Source organism: Streptomyces sp. NPDC050619 (assembly GCF_040654815.1).
Classification (GTDB): domain Bacteria; phylum Actinomycetota; class Actinomycetes; order Streptomycetales; family Streptomycetaceae; genus Streptomyces.
In genome coordinates this window covers 23,379-41,296 of record NZ_JBFAIR010000034.1, presented here as the reverse complement: position 1 = coordinate 41,296, position 17,918 = coordinate 23,379, and the positions used below count along the sequence as shown (strand labels likewise).

Here is a 17,918-nt window from a genome sequence, read left to right as displayed (position 1 = left end):
GATGGGCTGTTCAGCTCGCACCCCCACTGCCGGCGGCGGGTCTGGAGTGATCTCCGCCGCGGATCTGGTCGACGGCGTGCGCCAACAGGGGCTCCAGAACGGCCAGTCCGTCCTTCACGCCGCCGGAGGAGCCCGGCAGATTGACGATCAGTGTCCGCCCCGCCACTCCGGCCAGGCCCCGGGAGAGCGCCGCCGTCGGCACCTTCTCCCGTCCGAACGCGCGGATGGCCTCCGCGATGCCCGGCACCTCGTAGTCGATCACCTCGCGGGTCGCCTCGGGCGTGCGGTCGGTGGGCGAGATGCCGGTGCCGCCGGTGGTGAGGACGACGTCGTACGCCACGTCGACGGCGGCGCGCAGGGCGGCCTCCACCGGGTCGCCGTCGGGCACGACCTGCGGGCCGTCCACGACGAACCCGAACCGCTTCAGGCCGTCGGCGATCAGCGGGCCGCCCTTGTCCTCGTAGATCCCGGAGGCGGCCCGGTTGGAAGCGGTGACCACAAGAGCGCGATACGTCATGACCGGCTCCAGTCACCGGACTTGCCGCCCGTCTTCTCCTCCACCCGAACGTCCGTGATGACCGCTCCCTTGTCGACCGCCTTGACCATGTCGATCACGGTGAGCGCGGCGACGGAGACCGCGGTGAGGGCCTCCATCTCGACGCCCGTGCGGTCGGTGGTCTTCACCGTGGCCCAGATCTCCACGGCGTCGTCCGCGACCGACAGGTCCAGTGTCACACCGGACACCGACAAGGGGTGGCACAGCGGGATCAGGTCCGGCGTGCGTTTGGCTCCCATGATGCCCGCGATCCGCGCGGTGGCCAGGGCGTCGCCCTTGGGGACGCCCTCTCCGCGCAGCAGCTCGACCACGCGGGGCGAGACGAGGACGCGTCCGCTGGCGCGGGCGGTGCGTGCGGTCACGTCCTTCCCGGATACGTCGACCATGCGGGCGGCGCCCGCCTCGTCGATGTGCGTCAGTCCGTCCTGCGTACTCATACTGTGTGGCGCTCCCGGTCCGGGCCCGCCGCGGTGCGGCGCGCGGGCCTGTTGTGCGCGACACGGTACCGCCAAGCAGGACCGCTCAGCCGAGCAGGACGACCTCGACCTCGGTCCGGGGCTCGACGGACTCCACGTCCTCGGGGACGACGATCAGCGCGTCCGCGTGCGCGAGGGCCGCGACCAGGTGGGATCCGGCGCCGCCGACGGGGGTCACCGTGCCGTCGGCGTACGTCCCGCGCAGGAACTGCCGGCGGCCCTTCGGCGAGGTCAGCGGCTTGCTCGCGCTCAGGGTCGCTCTGGTCGTCGGCCGGTGGACGTCGTCGAGGCCCATCAGGGTGCGGATGGCGGGGCGTACGAACAGCTCGAAGGAGACGTACGACGACACCGGGTTGCCCGGGAGCGCGAGCAGCGGGGTGTGATCGGGGCCGATGGAGCCGAAGCCCTGGGGCTTGCCGGGCTGCATGGCGAGCTTGCGGAACTCGATGCCGCTGCCGGGCTCGTCCTCGTCGCCGACGTGCGACAGCGCTTCCTTGACGACGTCGTACGCCCCGACGCTCACGCCGCCCGTGGTGACCATGAGGTCGGCGCGGACGAGCTGGTCCTCGATGGTGGACCGGAGCGTTTCGGCGTCGTCGGCGACGGCGCCCACGCGGTAGGCGATGGCGCCGGCGTCGCGGGCGGCGGCGGTGAGGGCGAAGCTGTTGGAGTCGTAGATCTGGCCGCTGCCGAGTTCCTCGCCGGGCTGGACGAGTTCGCTGCCGGTGGACATGACGACCACGCGCGGGCGCGGGCGCACGCGTACGGTGCCGCGGCCGATCGCGGCGAGCAGCGCGATCTGCGGCGGGCCGAGGACGGTGCCCGCTTCCAGGGCGCGGTCCCCGGCCTTCACGTCGCTGCCCTTCGCGCGCACGTGCGCGCGTGCCTCGGCCGGCCGGTACACGTGCACCTGTCCCTCGGCGCCCTCGGGGGCCAGGGCGCGGGCGCGCATCCCGGTGACCGGGCCCTCACCGAGGCCGCCGTCGGTCCACTCCACGGGGACGACGGTCTCGGCGCCGGGCGGCAGCGGGGCGCCGGTCATGATGCGGGCGGCCTGGCCGGGGCCGACCTGGAGGAGGTCGGCCTGGCCCGCCGCGACGTCCCCGACGACGTCCAGGACGGCGGGGAACTCCTCGCTCGCGCCCGCGACATCCGCGACCCGCACCGCGTACCCGTCCATGGAGCTGTTGTCGAACGGCGGCAGGGAGAGAGGCACCGTGACGTCCTCGACCAGGACGCAGCCCTGGGCGTCGAGGAGTTGCAGCTCGATGGGTTCGAGGGGGCGGACGGTCGCGAGGATGTCCTCCAGGTGCTCGCCCACCGACCACAGGTGGTCCTGGCCGGTGGTGCGGGGCGCGGCGCTGCTCAACGTGGCTACATCTCCTCGGCTACGTAACTGCGAAGCCAGGTCCGGAAGTCCGGGCCCAGGTCTTCACGTTCGCATGCGAGTCTGACAATGGCACGCAGGTAGTCGCCGCGGTCACCGGTGTCATAGCGGCGGCCCTTGAAGACGACGCCGTGCACGGGGCCGCCGATCTTCTCGTCGTCGGCGAGCTGCTGGAGGGCGTCGGTGAGCTGGATCTCACCGCCGCGGCCGGGCTCGGTCTTGCGGAGTATGTCGAAGATGTGCGGGTCGAGGACGTAGCGGCCGATGATCGCGTAGTTGGACGGGGCGTCCGCCGCGTCCGGCTTCTCGACCAAGCCGGTCACCTGGACGACGTCCGCGTCGTCGGTGAGGTCGACGGCCGCGCAGCCGTAGAGGTGGATCTGCTCGGGCGCGACCTCCATGAGCGCGATCACGCTGCCGCCGCGCTGCTCCTGGACCTCGACCATCCGCTTGAGCAGCGGGTCGCGCGGGTCGATCAGGTCGTCGCCGAGGAGGACGGCGAAGGGCTCGTGGCCCACGTGCGGGGCGGCGCACAGGACGGCGTGACCCAGCCCCTTGGGGTCGCCCTGGCGGACGTAGTGCATGGTGGCGAGGTCGCTGGACTCCTGCACCTTCGCGAGCCGGTCGGCGTCGCCCTTCTTCTGAAGGGCCGATTCCAGCTCGTAGTTGCGGTCGAAGTGGTCCTCCAGGGGGCGCTTGTTGCGTCCCGTGATCATGAGGACGTCATCGAGGCCCGCGGACGCGGCCTCCTCGACCACGTACTGGATCGCCGGCTTGTCGACGACCGGCAGCATCTCCTTGGGAGTGGCCTTGGTGGCCGGCAGGAACCGGGTGCCCAGGCCTGCTGCGGGGATGACAGCCTTGCTGATCCGAGGGTGCGACTGAGTCATGCGCGCAACCTTATCCGGTGCCTTTGCAGGGAATCTGTAGCTCCGGTTAATTAGCTCTCATATGAGCGTATTGAAAGGGTACGGGTACAACCATTGAGTCACTTCGGACGTCCGGCCGAGCCTGACAAGCGAATGTTGCGGCGAGAGTTCCTCTCGGTGAGGAACAGGTTGACGGCCGATGACGTGCGGGAAGCGGCCGCCGCGCTGGCCGGGCGGGCGCTGGAGCTGCCCGAACTGGCGCATGCGCGCACGGTGGCGGCGTACGTCTCCGTGGGGAGCGAACCGGGAACGCTCGCGCTGCTGGACGCGCTGCGCGCCCGGGGCGTGCACGTCCTGCTCCCAACGTTGCTGCCCGACAACGACCTGGACTGGGGCACGTACACCGGCGAGGGCTCCCTCGCGCGTGTCCAACACGGCCAGAAGATGGCCCTGTTCGAGCCCGGCGGGGAGCGCCTGGGCCCGGACGCCGTGACCGCCGCCGAGGTCGTGCTGCTGCCCGGGCTGGCGGTCGACGCGCGCGGCATGCGTCTGGGGCGCGGCGGAGGATCGTACGACCGCGTCCTCGCCCGTCTGGAGCGCGCGGGCGCCCACCCCTCGCTGGTGGTGCTGCTCTACGACACGGAGGTCGTCGAGCGTGTGCCCGCGCAGGCGCACGACCGGCCGGTGCACGCGGTGGTGACGCCGTCGGGCGTGCGCCGCTTCCGGCACGGCTCCTGAACCGCCCTCAGCGGCTCACGGCTTCAGTACCAGGGTGTCGCTCGTGCTGTCCTCGACCGCCTTGTCCGAGAAGGACCAGTCCAGCAGCTCGCCCTTGGCCCACTTGTTCGTCTGGTCGGTGTAGTGGGCGCTGTAGGCGTGCCCGGAGGCGCCGGAGAGGTTGATCCACTTCGACTTGTCGAGATCGCCGAGGTTGACCACCATCCGCATCGACGGCACCCAGACGACGCCGTAGCCGCCGGCCGCGTTCCAGCCGGTCGCGTTGACGGCCGCCTCGCCGCCGCTGAGCTTCCACGGGCCGCGGTTGAGCATGTACTTCAGGAAGCCGGGGCCGTCGGTGCCCAGGGTCTGGTTCTTCAGGAACAGACGGTGCAGCCGGCCCCAGTTCCAGGTGTCGATGTCCTTGCCGAGCTTGGCGGTCAGCTCCCAGCGGGCGTCGATCATCGCGCGCTTGAACAGCTGGTCACGGTTGTTCGCCGCGGGGCGGGTGCCCGACTTGGGCGTCTTCCACCAGTCGCTGTTCTCGTCGTTCATGAGGTTGCGCACGACCTCGAACCAGCGGTCGCCGCCGTCCGGCTGCGCCTGGTCGGCGTCGCGCTCGCCGCACTCGCGCACCTTGCCGGTGTCGTCCGCGGGTCCGGTGGTGTTGACCGGGTCCACCCACAGGCACTGGCCCTTGACCCGCAGCTCCTTGGGCAGCTTGTTGCCGAAGGCCAGCTTGAGGATGTTGCGCCACACCGCGTTGAAGTAGGCGGCCGCGGCCGAGTCGGCGTCCTGGGTGTAGTCCCAGCCCTCGAGGAGCTCCTGCGCCTGACGGACGTCCTTGTCGTCGACGTCGATCTTCAGCAGCTTGGGCACGAGCAGCTTGGCGATCTCGCTGCTGTTGTCCAGCTGCATCTGACGCATGTCGTCGGTGGAGATCTTGCCGCCGCCCTTGATCTTCGACTCGATCAGGTCGGTGATCCGCTGGCTGCGGGTGCCGTAGCCCCAGTCCGTGGTGAGCGTGTAGGGGTACTTGTCGCTGTCGATCACGGCCTGGTTGGCGGCGACGATGTAGCCCCGCTTCGGGTTGTACTCGTAGGGCAGCTGGTCCTGCGCGATGTACCCGGTCCACTTGTACTTGGAGTCCCAGCCCGGCGCCGGGAGCCTGCCGTCGTCGCCCTCCGCGCGCGTGGGGATCTTTCCGGGCGGGGTGTAGCCGATGTTGTCCTTGGTGTCGGCGTAGACGAGGTTCTGCGAGGGCACGTCGAACAGGGACGCGGCCTTGCGGAAGCCGCTCCAGTCGGTCGCCCTGTCCATCGCGAAGACGGCGTCCATGGAGGTGCCCGGGTCCAGCGCGGTCCACTTCAGGGCGATGCCGTAGCCGTCGCCGCGGTCGGGTGCGGCGGTGTCGACGGTGGCCTTCTTGCCGACCTTCACCAGTTCGTCGTTGCGATCGGACAGCAGCGGCATCCCGTCGCTGGTCTGCCGGACGACGATCTTCTTGGAGGCGCCGCCGGCGACCTTGATGGTCTCCTCGCGCGTGGTGAAGGGCTTGACCTTGTCGTCGTACAGGTAGCCGTCGCCGGTGAGCTTCTCCAGGTAGAGGTCGGTGACGTCGACGCCGGAGTTGGTCATGCCCCAGGCGATGTCCTGGTTGTGGCCGATGACCACGCCGGGCATGCCCGCGAAGGTGTAGCCGGTGACGTCGTACGGGCACTTGCTGGAGACCGTGCGGCAGTGCAGGCCCATCTGGTACCAGACGGACGGCAGCGAGGCCGACAGGTGCGGATCGTTGGCGAGGAGCGGCTTGCCGCTGATGGTGTGGCTCCCGGCCACCACCCAGGAGTTGGAGCCGATGCCGTTGCCGTTCACGCCGACGGCCGTCGGGACGTCGTCCAGGACCTTCTGGAGGCCCGAGAGCTGGCTCTGGAGGGCGGACGTGGCCGAGGACGACGACGTGCCCGCCACGGTGCCGCTCGTGCCGCTCGTGGACGTGCCGCCGGACGCGCTGTCGTTGCCCTCGAAGGTCCCGGTCAGCTCGTCGTACTGGCCCTGCTGGACGATCGTCTGGTTGCGGCTGTACGGGTACTGCGGGTACAGGTCGGCGATCTGCTGGGGGCCGAGGCGGCTGGTCATCAGGGCGCGGTCGACTTCGTCCTGCATGTTGCCGCGCAGATCCCAGGCCATCGCCTTCAGCCACGAGATGGAGTCGACGGGGGTCCACTTCGCGGGCTTGTAGTCGTTCTTGAAGCCGAGGGCCGCGTACTCCAGGGAGATCTGCTTGCCGCTCTTGCCCTGGAGGTAGGCGTTGACCCCCTTGGCGTAGGCCTGGAGGTACTTCTTGGTGGAGGCCGACAGCGTCTTGTCGTACTCCTCCTTCGCGACCCGGTCCCAGCCCAGCGTGCGCAGGAACTCGTCGTTGTCGACCTGTTTCTTGCCGAACATCTCCGACAGGCGCCCGGAGGTCATGTGACGGCGCACGTCCATCTCGTAGAACCGGTCCTGCGCCTGGACGTAGCCCTGCGCCATGAACAGGTCCGTGTCGGAGGAGGCGTAGATCTGCGGGATGCCGTAGCTGTCGCGCTCGACGTCCACGGGGCCCGACAGGCCGTCCAGGGTGGTGGAGCCCTTGGTCTGCGGGAACGAGGCACGGACGGTGCTGATGGACCAGTACGCCCCGTAGGCGACGCCTCCGATGAGGGCCAGCACCAGGACAAAGACGAGCAGACGGGCCTTGCGCCCCTTCTTCCTGCCGGACTTGCCGGGCCGCTGACCCGATGAGGCGGTGGTATTGGGGGGCATCGCTGTCCTTGCTGTCCTAACGCTCGCGGCGGGCGGGCCGTGCTTTTGACTGAACGCTGGAGCAACCATAGGCGCAGGGCCCGGCGCCACTTGACGCGGAGTCGGGAACCCGCGCGCACGGGCGTTCGATCATGATCGGCAAAGCGTCAAGAAATCGTCAAGAGTTAGGTAAGGTAACGAAGTACTTGGATGCGGAGCAGCACGACTTCGTGTCCTATGTACATGAGCCCACGCGCGCGTGATGCGCGTGGGCCAGGGAAGGGAACGGCCGCTGACTGTCCACGACCTCAACCAGCTCCTGCTCCTGTGCTCGCTCGTCCTGCTCGTCGCTGTGGCAGCGGTCCGGATCTCCTCGCGCAGCGGGCTCCCCAGCCTGCTCGTCTACCTGGGGATCGGCATCGCCATGGGCCAGGACGGCATCGGCGACATCCGCTTCGACAACGCCGAACTGACCCAGGTCATCGGATACGCGGCCCTCGTCGTGATCCTGGCCGAGGGCGGTCTGGGCACGAAGTGGAAGGAGATCAAGCCGGCCCTGCCGGCCGCCTCCACGCTGGCGCTGGTCGGGGTCGCGGTGAGCGTCGGGGTCACGGCGACGGCCGCGCACTACTTGATCGACCTGGAGTGGCGCCAGGCGCTCATCGTCGGAGCGGTGGTGTCCTCGACGGACGCGGCGGCCGTCTTCTCGGTGCTGCGCAAACTTCCCCTCCCCGCGCGCGTGACGGGCACGCTGGAGGCCGAGTCCGGCTTCAACGACGCCCCCGTGGTCATCCTCGTGGTCTCCTTCTCCACGGCGGGCCCGATCGAACACTGGTACGCGCTACTCGGCGAGATCGCCCTGGAACTGACCATCGGCGCCGCCATCGGCCTCGCGGTGGGCTGGCTGGGGTCCTGGGGCCTGCGGCACGTGGCACTGCCGGCCTCCGGCCTCTACCCGATCGCCGTCATGGCCATCGCCGTCACCGCGTACGCGGCGGGCGCGCTGGCGCACGGCAGCGGCTTCCTCGCCGTCTACCTCGCCGCGATGGTGATGGGCAACGCGCGGCTGCCGCACTGGCCGGCCACGCGCGGGTTCGCCGACGGGCTGGGCTGGCTCGCCCAGATCGGCATGTTCGTCCTGCTCGGCCTGCTGGTCACCCCGCACGAGCTGGGCGACGACATCTGGCCGGCGATCGCCATCGGGCTGGTGCTGACGATGGTGGCGCGTCCGCTCGGCGTCGTGCTGAGTCTGCTGCCGTTCCGGGTGCCCTGGCAGGAGCAGACGCTCATGTCCTGGGCCGGGCTGCGCGGCGCCGTCCCCATCATCCTGGCCACCATCCCGATGGTGGAGGGTGTCGAGTCCAGCCGCCGCATCTTCAACATCGTCTTCGTCCTGGTCGTCGTCTACACCCTGGTCCAGGGCCCGACCCTGCCGTGGCTCGCCCGCAAGCTGCACCTGGGCGAGGGGCCCGAGGCCGCCGACCTCGGCATCGAGTCGGCACCCCTGGAGCGACTGAGCGGACACCTGCTGTCCTTCGCCATCCCTGAGGGGTCGAAGATGCACGGCGTCGAGATCAACGAGCTGCGCCTGCCTGCCGGGGCCGCCGTCACCTTGGTCGTACGCGGCGGGGAATCGTTTGTTCCGCTTCCGACGACAGTGCTGCGGCGGGGCGACGAGCTCCTCGTGGTCGCCACGGACCCCGTCCGCGACGCGGCCGAGCGCCGGCTGCGCGCGGTGGGACGCGGCGGCAAGCTGGCGGGGTGGCTGGGCATGAACGGCGACGAAGGCGGCCGTTAAGTCGCTGACGAAGGCGGCCATTAAGGCGCTTTCGTATCCCTGCTTTCGCACCCCTGTACGATGGGGCCACCTGATCGAACCAACTCTGCCTGAAGCAGGGCTGGCGCGACCGTATGGCGGCCGGGACGCTCCTCGCAGCGCACGTCGGCATCTACCGCAGTCCGCGCAAGAGGACAGCTCTCGGTGCCCGCCACCCCGACAAGGGGGGGCCGCGCTACCAGGCGGCAGAAAGGCACGGGCCGTGGCATCCACGGTCACCTCCCGCCCCGGGTACGGACAACTGCTGCGTACCCGCGGCGCCTGGACCTTCGTGCTCCCCGGCTTCGCGGCACGCCAGCCGTTCGGGATGCTCACCGTCTCCATCGTGCTGCTCGTGCAGCACACCACCGGCTCGTACGCCGCAGCGGGCGCCGCCGCGGCCGTCACCGGTGTCTCCATGGCACTGTTCGCGCCCTACAGCGGCCGGCTCGCGGACCGCTACGGGCAGCGCGTCGTACTGATCCCGGGCGTGATCGCGCACTCGCTGTCGGGTCTGGCCCTCACCGCACTCGCCCTGTCCCACGCGCCCCTGTGGGCGCTGCTCCTGGCCGCCGTGCCCACGGGCGCCTCGCAACCCCAGATCGGCCCCATGATGCGCGCCCGCTGGAGCGCGCGGCTCCAGGACTCGCCCCTGATGCCGACCGCTGCGGCCTTCGAGTCCGTCACGGACGAGCTGACCTTCGTCCTCGGCCCTCTGCTGGCCACCGCGCTGTGCACGGCCGTGGACCCGGCCGCGGGCCTGGTGACCGAGGCGTCGCTGACACTGCTCGGCGGCCTGCTGTTCGCCGCGGCGAAGAGCACACAACCCCCGGTCACTCTCGACGGGCACGCGCGCGTGGAGCACACGTCCGCGCTGCGCATCCCCGGAGTGCGGGTGCTGATCGTGACGTTCCTCGGCATCGGTTCCGTCTTCGGCGGTATGCAGGTCTCCCTGGCCGCGTTCACCGAGTCCATCGGCGAGCCCGGCCTGAATGGCGTCCTGTACGGCACCTTCGCCGCCGGCAACATGCTCTCCGGCCTGGTCTGCGGCGCCGTCGCCTGGAAGGTGGGCCCGCGGCGACGCCTCGTCGTCGCGTACGCCGCCCTCACGCTGACCGCCTCCGGCCTGTGGGCCGCCCACTCGGTGCTCGTCCTGGCGGGCCTCGGCCTGCTCGTCGGCATGTGCATCGCGCCCGCCCTGATCACCGGCTACACCCTGGTCGAGAGCCTGGTCCCGGCCGGCGCCCGCACCGAGGCCTTCACCTGGCTGACCGGCGCGGTCGCGCTCGGCCAGGCGGCGGCTGTCACGATCGCCGGGCAACTGGAGGACGGCTTCCGGGACGGCGCCGGGTTTCTGGTGCCGATGGGCGGCACGCTGCTCGCCCTGGCGACCCTGCTGGCACTGCGCTCACGGCTCGCGACACGGCCCCGCAGCCGCACCGTCGCACGTGGCGTGGGTCACCGAGTGCCAGTGACAGTGGACTGATCCTCAGGAATACGTCACTATGGACCGTCGTTTAGCACTCATTGAGTGAGAGTGCCAGGAGGAAGACAGTGCCCACCTACCAGTACCAGTGCACCCAGTGCGGCGAGGGCCTCGAAGCGGTGCAGAAGTTCACCGACGACGCCCTCACCGAGTGCCCCAGCTGCGCTGGCCGCCTGAAGAAGGTGTTCTCCGCGGTCGGTATTGTCTTCAAGGGCTCCGGTTTCTACCGCAATGACAGCCGCAGCTCCTCGTCGAGCAGCGCGCCCGCCTCGTCCTCGAAGTCGTCGGCGTCCTCGGACTCCTCTTCTTCGTCTTCCGCGTCCTCCACGTCTTCGTCCTCGGACTCGAAGTCGTCGGACTCGAAGACGTCAGGCTCGAAGGCGTCGGGCTCGAAGGCCTCGGGGTCGGGAACCTCGTCCAGCAGTAGCAGTAGCTCCGCCGCGTAAGCGGTAGGGGGCGCGCACCGGACCCTGTTGTCGTAGTTCGTACGACGACGGGGTCCTCGGCGTTTCCCGGACCCGGCCGCCAATCGCGGGCGGTGCCGGTTACTGTGCTGGGCATGGAGAACGCAGAGATCGGCGTAATCGGCGGATCGGGCTTCTACTCGTTCCTCGAGGACGTGACCGAGGTCCAGGTGGACACCCCCTACGGGCCGCCCAGCGACTCCCTCTTCCTCGGCGAGGTGGCCGGCCGGCGGGTCGCCTTCCTGCCCCGGCACGGACGCGGACACCATCTGCCGCCGCACCGGATCAACTACCGGGCCAACCTGTGGGCGCTGCGGTCCGTCGGCGTGCGCCAGGTCCTCGGCCCGTGCGCGGTGGGCGGCCTGCGCCCCGAGTACGGGCCCGGCACGCTGCTCGTGCCGGATCAGCTGGTCGACCGTACGAAGTCCCGGGCGGGGACGTACTTCGACGGGCTGCCGCTGCCGGACGGCATGGTGCCGAACGTGGTGCATGTGTCGCTGGCCGACCCCTACTGCCCTGCCGGCCGGGCCGCCGCGCTGAAGGCGGCCCGGGGGCGGGACTGGGAGCCGGTCGACGGCGGCACGCTGGTCGTGATCGAGGGACCGCGCTTCTCGACCCGTGCCGAATCGTTGTGGCACCAGGCGCAGGGCTGGTCGACGGTGGGCATGACCGGCCATCCCGAGGCGGCGCTCGCCCGTGAACTGGAGCTCTGCTACACGTCGTTGACCCTGGTCACGGATCTCGACGCCGGCGCCGAGACGGGCGAGGGCGTCTCCCACGACGAGGTGCTGCGGGTGTTCGCGGCGAACGTGGACCGGCTGCGGGGCGTGCTGTTCGACGCGGTGGCCGCGCTGCCCTCGAACGAGGAGCGGGACTGCCTGTGCACGAACGCGCTGGGCGGGATGGATCCGGGGTTCGCGCTGCCGTAGTAGGGACCAACGTCCCGGCAGAAGGCGGCGGAATTCCTCGTTCGAGTGAGGGAGTTGTCCACAACCCGCCAGTAGCCCACCGGCCTCAGCGGGAATCGGCGCGAAGCGTCATCGTGGCATCGCAAGCCGATTCCCGTCTCCCGGTCGCAGGTGGTGTCCACATGTCCTTCGCTCCCTCCCCCTCCCCCTCTCCTCTCTTTCCGCGCCCGCTGGGCACGGACGCTCCCCCGACCTGCGAGGTCCCGCACTTCGCTCCCGTGCGCGTACGCGGCGGGCGGTATCAGCTGCAACGGCTCGTACGGCACCGAAGGCGGGCCGTGGCGGCCGGTCTCGCCGTCACCGCGGCGGCGCTCGTGGCGGCAGGGCCCCAGGACACGGGCCCTCAAGACGCGGAGCGGACCCGCGGCCACCCCGTGGCCGACTCCGTACGGCAACACCGTGCCGTCCAGTTCGTGGGTGCCCCCGTGCGGATCGCCGACGGGGCGACGGTCCGGCTGCTACGGCCCGGCGACCGGGTGGACGTCATCGCCGCACAGGAAGACGGGTTGGGCGGCGACGCACGGGTGGTCGCGCGCGGGGCCCGGGTGACGAAGGTGCCCGAGAGGCTGGACAGCGCTGTCGAGGGCGGGGCGCTGGTCGTGCTCTCGGTGCCGCGCTCCACCGCGGCGCGCCTCGCCGGCGCGAGCGCGACGGCACGGCTGGCGGTGACGCTGTGCTGAGCCGCGTGATGGGCATCGTGATGCGCATCGTGCGCGTTTTCCTGTCAACTCGCCTCTCAACTCGCCTCTCAACTCGCTCGATGGAGCTACCCCGTTGGACGGAGTTGCCCAGTCCTCACGTAGGTTGCGGAGCTGTTTGTTCCACAACCTGTGCGTGCGAGGAGAGTCCCCAAGGTGAGCGAGAAGAAGCCGAGCGTCTGGGAGGGCTTCAAGGCCTTTCTGATGCGCGGGAACGTCGTCGATCTGGCCGTAGCGGTGGTCATCGGCGCGGCCTTCACCAACATCGTCAACTCGATGGTGAAGGGCATGATCAACCCGCTGGTCGGCGCGATCGGGACCAAGAACCTCGACAGCTACAGCTCGTGTCTCAAGGACCCGTGCAGGGTGGCGGCGGACGGCACGGTGACGAGCGGCGTCCAGATCATGTGGGGATCCGTCCTCGGCGCCACCCTCACCTTCCTGATCACCGCGGCCGTCGTCTACTTCCTGATGGTCCTGCCCATGTCGAAGTACCTGGCCCGGGCGGAGGCCCGCAGGAAGGCGAAGGAGGGCACGCACGAGGTCATCGAGGTGACCGAGCTGGAGGTGCTCAAGGAGATCCGCGACGCGCTGCTCGCGCAGCAGCGACAGCGCGGCTCGGGCCACGACGAGCCGTAGCGCGGGCTCAGATGTGGTGGGGCGGCTTCTCGTCCAGGAAGCGCTTCAGGTCGGCCGCGCTGTCGCTGCCGACGCCGGGCCGCTCGCCCCACCCGCGGTCGGTGTCGTCCGAGGACTGCTGGTCCAGCGGATCGTCGAAGACCAACGCGGGCTTCGGCTCGCGCGGCGCGGGGTCGGGGGCGGTGGTCATGCGTCCAGGGTACGGCCCTGACGCTTCTGCGGGGACTGCGGAAGCTGGGGTGGCTGGGGGCTCGCGTCCGCCCGTGCGGCCAGTGCCGAGAAATCCAGCGCTCCGTCTGCTGTGCTTGGGCTCATGATGCCCAGTTCGACACCGTCGCCGGCGCCCTCGGGCGCGCCCGGAAACCGCGGGCCCCTTCGTCGTCTCGCCGCCCGCCCACGCGACGAGGCGCACCGGACCGCCTCGCCGCTGGAGCTCTTCTTCGACCTGTGCTTCGTCGTGGCGATCGCCCAGGCGGGCATACAGCTGGTGCACGCCGTGGCCGAGGCGCACACGGGCGAGGGGATCCTCAACTACGCGATGGTGTTCTTCGCCATCTGGTGGGCGTGGATGAACTTCACGTGGTTCGCCTCGGCTTACGACAACGACGACGCCCTCTACCGGGTCGTCACCCTGCTCCAGATCGCCGGCGTCCTGGTCCTCGCGGCCGGAGTCTCCCGGGCGTTCGAGGACCACGACTTCCTGGCCGTCGTGGTGGGCTATCTGATCATGCGGCTCGCTCTGACGGGGCAGTGGCTGCGCGTGGCGCTGTCGAGCGAGGGCCCGGAGCGCACGATGGCCCTGCGGTACGCCGTCGGCGTACTGCTCTGCCAGATCGGCTGGCTGGGGCTGCTGGTCCTGCCCGAGGGGGGCAGACCCTGGGTGTTCCTGGTGATGGCGCTGCTGGAGATGTGCGTGCCGCTCTTCGCCGAGAAGGACCATCCCACGTCCTGGCATCCGCACCACATCGCCGAGCGGTACGGGCTGTTCACGATCATCGTGCTCGGCGAGACGATCGCCGCGGCCACGATCGCCGTGAAGTCCGGCATCGACGAGAACGACGCGCTGGACGATGTGCTGCCGATCGCCGCGGGCGGCCTGCTCATCATCTTCGCCGCCTGGTGGATCTACTTCGTGGTGCCCATCCACGGTCATCTGCGCTCCAACAGGCAGGCGTTCCTGTGGGGTTACGGTCACTATCTGGTCTTCGCCTCGGCCGCCGCGATCGGCGCCGGCCTGGAGGTGGCGGTCGAGCAGACGGTCGGCAAGGCGCACATCTCCACGCCGGCCGCGTCGGCCGCGGTGACGCTGCCGACGGCGCTGTATCTGCTCACCGTCTGGGTGCTGCACTCGCGCCACTTCAAGGTGGGCATCGCCCAGCAACTGGTCCTGCCGAGTACGGCGCTGCTGGTGATCGGCTGCACCTTCCTGGGCGACTGGGCGGTGCTCGCGGCGGGCATCGTGACGGCGCTGGCGGTCGCGGTCGGCTCGGCGCTGACGGCGCGCATGGTCACCAGGGAGAGACGGGAGACAGCGGACGCCACCGCCTGATGTCGGGCCCGCTGATGTCGGGGGCCAGGGCGGCCGGTGGCTGGACGAGACTGGTCCCCATGACAGCCAGGAAGGCCATGAAAGCCAGGAAAGCCATGACAGTTGACGCATTGACAGACGTCCCCGGCGTGCGGGTGGGACATGCGACGCGCACCGGCGACGGTTGGCTCACCGGCACCACGGTCGTGCTCGCCCCGGAGGGCGGGGCCGTCGCCGCCGTGGACGTGCGTGGCGGCGGACCCGGCACCAAGGAGACCGACGCCCTCGACCCGCGCAACCTCGTGCAGAAGGTCGACGCGATCGTGCTGACCGGCGGCAGCGCGTACGGGCTCGACGCGGCGTCCGGGGTGATGGCCTGGCTGGAGGAGCGGGGGCGCGGGGTGCGGGTCGGGGCCGACCCGGCGCATGTCGTGCCGGTGGTGCCCACCGCCTGCCTCTTCGATCTGGGGCGGGGCGGCGACTTCCGGGCCCGGCCGGACGCGGCCACCGGGCGTGCCGCGGTCGAGGCGGCGGCGGCGAGCGAACCCGGCGCACTGGTGCCGGAAGGGTGCGTGGGCGCGGGTACGGGCGCCGCGGTCGGGCCGGTCAAGGGCGGCGTCGGCACGGCGAGCACCGTCCTCGACTCGGGGATCACGGTGGCCGCGCTGGTGGTGGCCAACGCGGCGGGCTCGGCGAGGGATCCGGAAACGGGCGTCCTGTACGGGGAGTTGTTCCAGGGGCGCGTGGACTACCCGGAGGCGCGCGTCCACGAGGCCGCGGGCCGGCGCCTCGCCGAGGCGGCGGAACGGAGCGGGCCTCCCCCGCTGAACACCACGCTCGCGGTGGTCGCCACCGACGCCGACTTGTCGAAGGCGCAGGCGCAGAAGCTGGCCGGCACGGCGCACGACGGCATCGCGCGCGCGGTGCGGCCGGTGCATCTGCTCAACGACGGGGACACGGTGTTCGCGCTGGCGACCGGGGAGCGCCCGCTCGACGCCCGCAGCCCGCTCGCGCTGAACGAGATCCTCGCGGCGGGCGCGGACTTGGTGACGCGCGCGATCGTACGGGCGGTGCGGGCCGCCGAGTCGGTGGACGGGCCCGGCGGAGTGTGGCCGTCCTACGGGGAGTTGTACGGGGAGTTGTACGGGGGCCGGTAGCCGCCCGGCGATCACGCTCAGCGTTTGTCCCGGTTCTGTCACGTGATGGCGTACACGGCGGCCGGCGGGAACCTCACCGGCCGCCGAACCCCTCTTTCGGTATGGATTTTCTCCACGGACTGGAGTGGATCACGCACACCACATGAACTGGGAGCAGCCTGTGACAACGCCGAACAAAGCAATGCGACGCACACTCGGGGCCTGTGCCGCATTGATCGTCGGCGCCCTCACCCTCACCGCCTGCGGCGGCAACGCCAATGCCAGCAATGACAGCAAGGGCGGCAAGGACTCCACCAACACGCAGACCTCCGCCGCGAAGCTCGTCATCTCCGCCAAGGACGGTTCGACCGACGCGTCGATCAACACCACCGGGGTGAAGGTCAGCGACGGCAAGCTGACCGACGTGAGGATGACGGTGGCGGGGAGCGGGCAGGCCGTGGCCGGCTCGGTGTCGGCCGACGGCGCGAGCTGGCAGCCGAAGGAGCAGCTGGAGCGCGGCACGAAGTACCAGATCTCGGCGACCGCGAAGGACGCGAAGGGCCGTACGGCGGCCGCCAACTCCATCTTCACCACCGTCACTTCGGCGCACAGCTTCATCGGGACGTACACGCCGGACAACGGGACGACGGTCGGTGTCGGGATGCCGGTGTCGTTCAACTTCGACAAGGTGATCAGCGAGAAGAAGGCCGTGCAGTCGCACATCACGGTCAGCTCCAGCAGCGGGCAGAAGGTGGTCGGGCACTGGTTCGGCTCGCAGCGGCTCGACTTCCGGCCCGAGGAGTACTGGAAGGCCGGCTCCAAGGTCACCATGAAGATCGACCTGGACGGGGTCGAGGGCGCGAACGGCGTCTACGGGGTGCAGAAGAAGACCGTCACCTTCACGATCGGGCGCTCGCAGGTCTCCACGGTCGACGTGAACACGCAGACCATGACGGTGGCGCGGGACGGCAAGACCCTCAAGTCGGTGCCGATCTCGGCCGGCAGCGCGAAGTTCACGACGTACAACGGGCAGATGGTGATCTCCGAGAAGTTCACGCAGACGCGCATGAACAGCCAGACGGTCGGCCTCGGCGGCGAGTACGACATCCCGGACGTGCCGCACGCGATGCGGCTGACCACGTCGGGGACCTTCATCCACGGCAACTACTGGTACAGCAAGAGCAATCCGCCCTTCGGCCGCGAGGGCACCAGCCACGGCTGCGTGGGCCTTCAGGACGTGCAGGGGGCGAAGGGGGCCACGCCCGCCAAGTGGTTCTACGACAACTCGCTCATGGGGGACGTCGTGATCGTCAAGAACTCCCCGGACAAGCAGGTGGCACCTGACAACGGGTTGAACGGCTGGAATCTGGCGTGGAACGAATGGGTGGCGGGCAGCGCCGTCTGAGTCTCGCAAGCCGCCACAAGAAGCCTCTGACCGGCGTTTTTTGACGGATCCTCGGGTCGCGTGGGAACTTTCCCCGCGGCCCGCCCGTTTTCCGGGCGTACGTTTTCTCGGTTCCCGGACATGATGTCCGACGAGGGGCTACGGTATGCACCCACAAGGTGACATGCAGCAACGCCGGGAGAAGCCTTGAGCGTTCCGTACGAGACCACAGCGTACGAACCACCAGAGTCGCCCGAGTCTCCGGAGGAGCACCTCGCGCGGCTCCTGGGCCGCGCCCTGAACTCCTTCGAGCTGCCCGACGAGACGATAGGGCGACTGGACTGCGCGCTGGCGTACGACAGTTCGCTGCACTCCGCGCATCACAGCGCGGGGCTGCACCGCGAGACGTACCGGCACACCTGGCTGCTCGCCGACGGTTCGGCGCTCACCCTCTGGGAGCTCGTCCACAACACCGCGCCGGGCAGTGCCCCGCAGCACGAGGTGTACGTCGACGAGGAGGAGCTGCGCACCGCCACCGGGCGGCTGCCGCTGCCGTCGGACGCACCGGACTTCGAGCTGCCGGTGACGGTGCAGCTGTCGCCGGTCCCGCTGCCGCGGCACGCGTACCTGCCGGACGACTCGGCGGATCACGCGCGCCGGCTGCTGCGCCGGGCGGAGAACCCGGACCGGCCGGACACAGAGACGGCCGCGCTGCTGGCCACGGCGTTCGCGCACCGGATCACGCAGGCCTTCGGACGCCCGTGCCGGGCGGGCCGCGCCGGGCTGTGCTTCTCGCTCTACGAGCACGCGTTCCTGCTGCGCGACGGCGAGGAGGTCTCCCTCTGGGAGGTCGAGCACACGGCGACACCGGACGGCCGGCACATGTGCGAGGTGTACGTGAGCGAGGAAGCGGCCCGGGAGGCGATGGAGCGGCGGGCGGCGCAGGTCTCCTGAGCGGAGCGCGCCTCGCCCTCAGCGGGTCAGTCGTCTTCGCTGGTCAGTGGTCTTCG

17 protein-coding genes are annotated in these 17,918 nt (G+C 70.1%); 11 read left to right on the top strand and 6 right to left on the bottom strand.

Annotated elements, in window-relative coordinates; genetic code table 11:
* Nucleotides 1-10: 10 nt before the first annotated feature.
* From AB0I77_RS40185 to galU, 4 genes are all read right to left on the bottom strand, one after another.
* Nucleotides 11-517 carry a MogA/MoaB family molybdenum cofactor biosynthesis protein gene (locus AB0I77_RS40185; protein ID WP_363287777.1) on the bottom strand — a complete coding sequence of 169 codons (507 nt, stop codon included), beginning with the start codon at nucleotides 515-517 and terminating at the stop codon, nucleotides 11-13.
* Entirely contained in the window at nucleotides 514-993 is a 480-nt protein-coding gene (moaC, locus tag AB0I77_RS40180) for a cyclic pyranopterin monophosphate synthase MoaC (RefSeq protein ID WP_363287776.1), read from the bottom strand. The genes AB0I77_RS40185 and moaC overlap by 4 nt, the downstream gene beginning before the upstream one ends.
* A gap of 85 nt (nucleotides 994-1,078) precedes the next feature.
* Entirely contained in the window at nucleotides 1,079-2,401 is a 1,323-nt protein-coding gene (gene glp / locus AB0I77_RS40175) for a gephyrin-like molybdotransferase Glp (protein WP_363287775.1), read from the bottom strand.
* A 5-nt stretch (nucleotides 2,402-2,406) separates the two neighbouring features.
* Nucleotides 2,407-3,309: a UTP--glucose-1-phosphate uridylyltransferase GalU gene (gene galU, locus AB0I77_RS40170; RefSeq protein ID WP_363287774.1), complete on the bottom strand. Its 903-nt coding sequence runs from the start codon at nucleotides 3,307-3,309 to the stop codon at nucleotides 2,407-2,409.
* A 132-nt stretch (nucleotides 3,310-3,441) separates the two neighbouring features.
* Here galU and AB0I77_RS40165 point away from each other — a divergent pair, with 132 nt between their 5' ends.
* Entirely contained in the window at nucleotides 3,442-4,026 is a 585-nt protein-coding gene (locus tag AB0I77_RS40165) for a 5-formyltetrahydrofolate cyclo-ligase (RefSeq protein WP_363287773.1), read from the top strand.
* 15 nt (nucleotides 4,027-4,041) lie between these two features.
* Here AB0I77_RS40165 and AB0I77_RS40160 read toward each other — a convergent pair whose 3' ends face one another.
* Nucleotides 4,042-6,810, bottom strand: coding sequence for a penicillin acylase family protein (locus AB0I77_RS40160; RefSeq protein ID WP_363287772.1), 2,769 nt, complete (start codon nucleotides 6,808-6,810; stop codon nucleotides 4,042-4,044).
* 241 nt (nucleotides 6,811-7,051) lie between these two features.
* Between AB0I77_RS40160 and AB0I77_RS40155 the strand changes: the two genes are divergently transcribed.
* The 6 genes from AB0I77_RS40155 (at nucleotide 7,052) to mscL (ending at nucleotide 12,860) form a co-directional block, all read left to right on the top strand.
* The gene (locus AB0I77_RS40155; protein ID WP_363287771.1) at nucleotides 7,052-8,587 is read left to right on the top strand and encodes a potassium/proton antiporter; all 1,536 of its coding nucleotides are present in this window, start codon (nucleotides 7,052-7,054) and stop codon (nucleotides 8,585-8,587) included.
* 241 nt (nucleotides 8,588-8,828) lie between these two features.
* Nucleotides 8,829-10,091 carry an MFS transporter gene (locus AB0I77_RS40150; RefSeq protein ID WP_363287770.1) on the top strand — a complete coding sequence of 421 codons (1,263 nt, stop codon included), beginning with the start codon at nucleotides 8,829-8,831 and terminating at the stop codon, nucleotides 10,089-10,091.
* Between the two features lie 68 nt (nucleotides 10,092-10,159).
* The gene (locus AB0I77_RS40145) at nucleotides 10,160-10,537 is read left to right on the top strand and encodes an FmdB family zinc ribbon protein (protein ID WP_363287769.1); all 378 of its coding nucleotides are present in this window, start codon (nucleotides 10,160-10,162) and stop codon (nucleotides 10,535-10,537) included.
* Between the two features lie 113 nt (nucleotides 10,538-10,650).
* Nucleotides 10,651-11,484 (top strand): S-methyl-5'-thioadenosine phosphorylase, encoded by an 834-nt coding sequence (locus tag AB0I77_RS40140; RefSeq protein ID WP_363287768.1) that lies wholly within the window; start codon nucleotides 10,651-10,653, stop codon nucleotides 11,482-11,484.
* 161 nt (nucleotides 11,485-11,645) lie between these two features.
* Nucleotides 11,646-12,203 (top strand): hypothetical protein, encoded by a 558-nt coding sequence (locus AB0I77_RS40135; RefSeq protein ID WP_363287767.1) that lies wholly within the window; start codon nucleotides 11,646-11,648, stop codon nucleotides 12,201-12,203.
* A 174-nt stretch (nucleotides 12,204-12,377) separates the two neighbouring features.
* Entirely contained in the window at nucleotides 12,378-12,860 is a 483-nt protein-coding gene (gene mscL / locus AB0I77_RS40130; RefSeq protein ID WP_363287766.1) for a large conductance mechanosensitive channel protein MscL, read from the top strand.
* 7 nt (nucleotides 12,861-12,867) lie between these two features.
* Here the strand turns inward: mscL and AB0I77_RS40125 are convergent, their stop codons facing one another.
* A complete protein-coding gene (locus AB0I77_RS40125; RefSeq protein WP_363287765.1) occupies nucleotides 12,868-13,050 on the bottom strand; it encodes a hypothetical protein in 183 nt (60 codons plus the stop codon).
* A gap of 123 nt (nucleotides 13,051-13,173) precedes the next feature.
* Here AB0I77_RS40125 and AB0I77_RS40120 point away from each other — a divergent pair, with 123 nt between their 5' ends.
* The 4 genes from AB0I77_RS40120 (at nucleotide 13,174) to AB0I77_RS40105 (ending at nucleotide 17,862) form a co-directional block, all read left to right on the top strand.
* Nucleotides 13,174-14,409: a low temperature requirement protein A gene (locus AB0I77_RS40120; protein WP_363287764.1), complete on the top strand. Its 1,236-nt coding sequence runs from the start codon at nucleotides 13,174-13,176 to the stop codon at nucleotides 14,407-14,409.
* A gap of 95 nt (nucleotides 14,410-14,504) precedes the next feature.
* Nucleotides 14,505-15,545 (top strand): P1 family peptidase, encoded by a 1,041-nt coding sequence (locus AB0I77_RS40115; RefSeq protein ID WP_363287763.1) that lies wholly within the window; start codon nucleotides 14,505-14,507, stop codon nucleotides 15,543-15,545.
* 160 nt (nucleotides 15,546-15,705) lie between these two features.
* Complete coding sequence (locus tag AB0I77_RS40110; protein WP_363287762.1) at nucleotides 15,706-16,929, top strand: Ig-like domain-containing protein; 1,224 nt, start codon at nucleotides 15,706-15,708, stop codon at nucleotides 16,927-16,929.
* Between the two features lie 186 nt (nucleotides 16,930-17,115).
* Nucleotides 17,116-17,862 (top strand): DUF6227 family protein, encoded by a 747-nt coding sequence (locus tag AB0I77_RS40105; protein WP_363287761.1) that lies wholly within the window; start codon nucleotides 17,116-17,118, stop codon nucleotides 17,860-17,862.
* The last annotated feature ends 56 nt before the right edge of the window (nucleotides 17,863-17,918 follow it).

Bases quoted from the DNA above. Each gene is read 5' to 3' on its own strand.
- AB0I77_RS40140 (WP_363287768.1), top strand. From the start codon at position 10,651: ATGGAGAACGCAGAGATCGGCGTAATCGGCGGATCGGGCTTCTACTCG.
- AB0I77_RS40115 (WP_363287763.1), top strand. From the start codon at position 14,505: ATGACAGTTGACGCATTGACAGACGTCCCCGGCGTGCGGGTGGGACAT.
- AB0I77_RS40185 (WP_363287777.1), bottom strand. From the start codon at position 517: ATGACGTATCGCGCTCTTGTGGTCACCGCTTCCAACCGGGCCGCCTCC.
- moaC (WP_363287776.1), bottom strand. From the start codon at position 993: ATGAGTACGCAGGACGGACTGACGCACATCGACGAGGCGGGCGCCGCC.
- AB0I77_RS40165 (WP_363287773.1), top strand. From the start codon at position 3,442: ATGTTGCGGCGAGAGTTCCTCTCGGTGAGGAACAGGTTGACGGCCGAT.
- AB0I77_RS40125 (WP_363287765.1), bottom strand. From the start codon at position 13,050: ATGACCACCGCCCCCGACCCCGCGCCGCGCGAGCCGAAGCCCGCGTTG.
- AB0I77_RS40160 (WP_363287772.1), bottom strand. From the start codon at position 6,810: ATGCCCCCCAATACCACCGCCTCATCGGGTCAGCGGCCCGGCAAGTCC.
- galU (WP_363287774.1), bottom strand. From the start codon at position 3,309: ATGACTCAGTCGCACCCTCGGATCAGCAAGGCTGTCATCCCCGCAGCA.
- AB0I77_RS40155 (WP_363287771.1), top strand. From the start codon at position 7,052: ATGCGCGTGGGCCAGGGAAGGGAACGGCCGCTGACTGTCCACGACCTC.
- AB0I77_RS40120 (WP_363287764.1), top strand. From the start codon at position 13,174: ATGATGCCCAGTTCGACACCGTCGCCGGCGCCCTCGGGCGCGCCCGGA.
- AB0I77_RS40135 (WP_363287767.1), top strand. From the start codon at position 11,646: ATGTCCTTCGCTCCCTCCCCCTCCCCCTCTCCTCTCTTTCCGCGCCCG.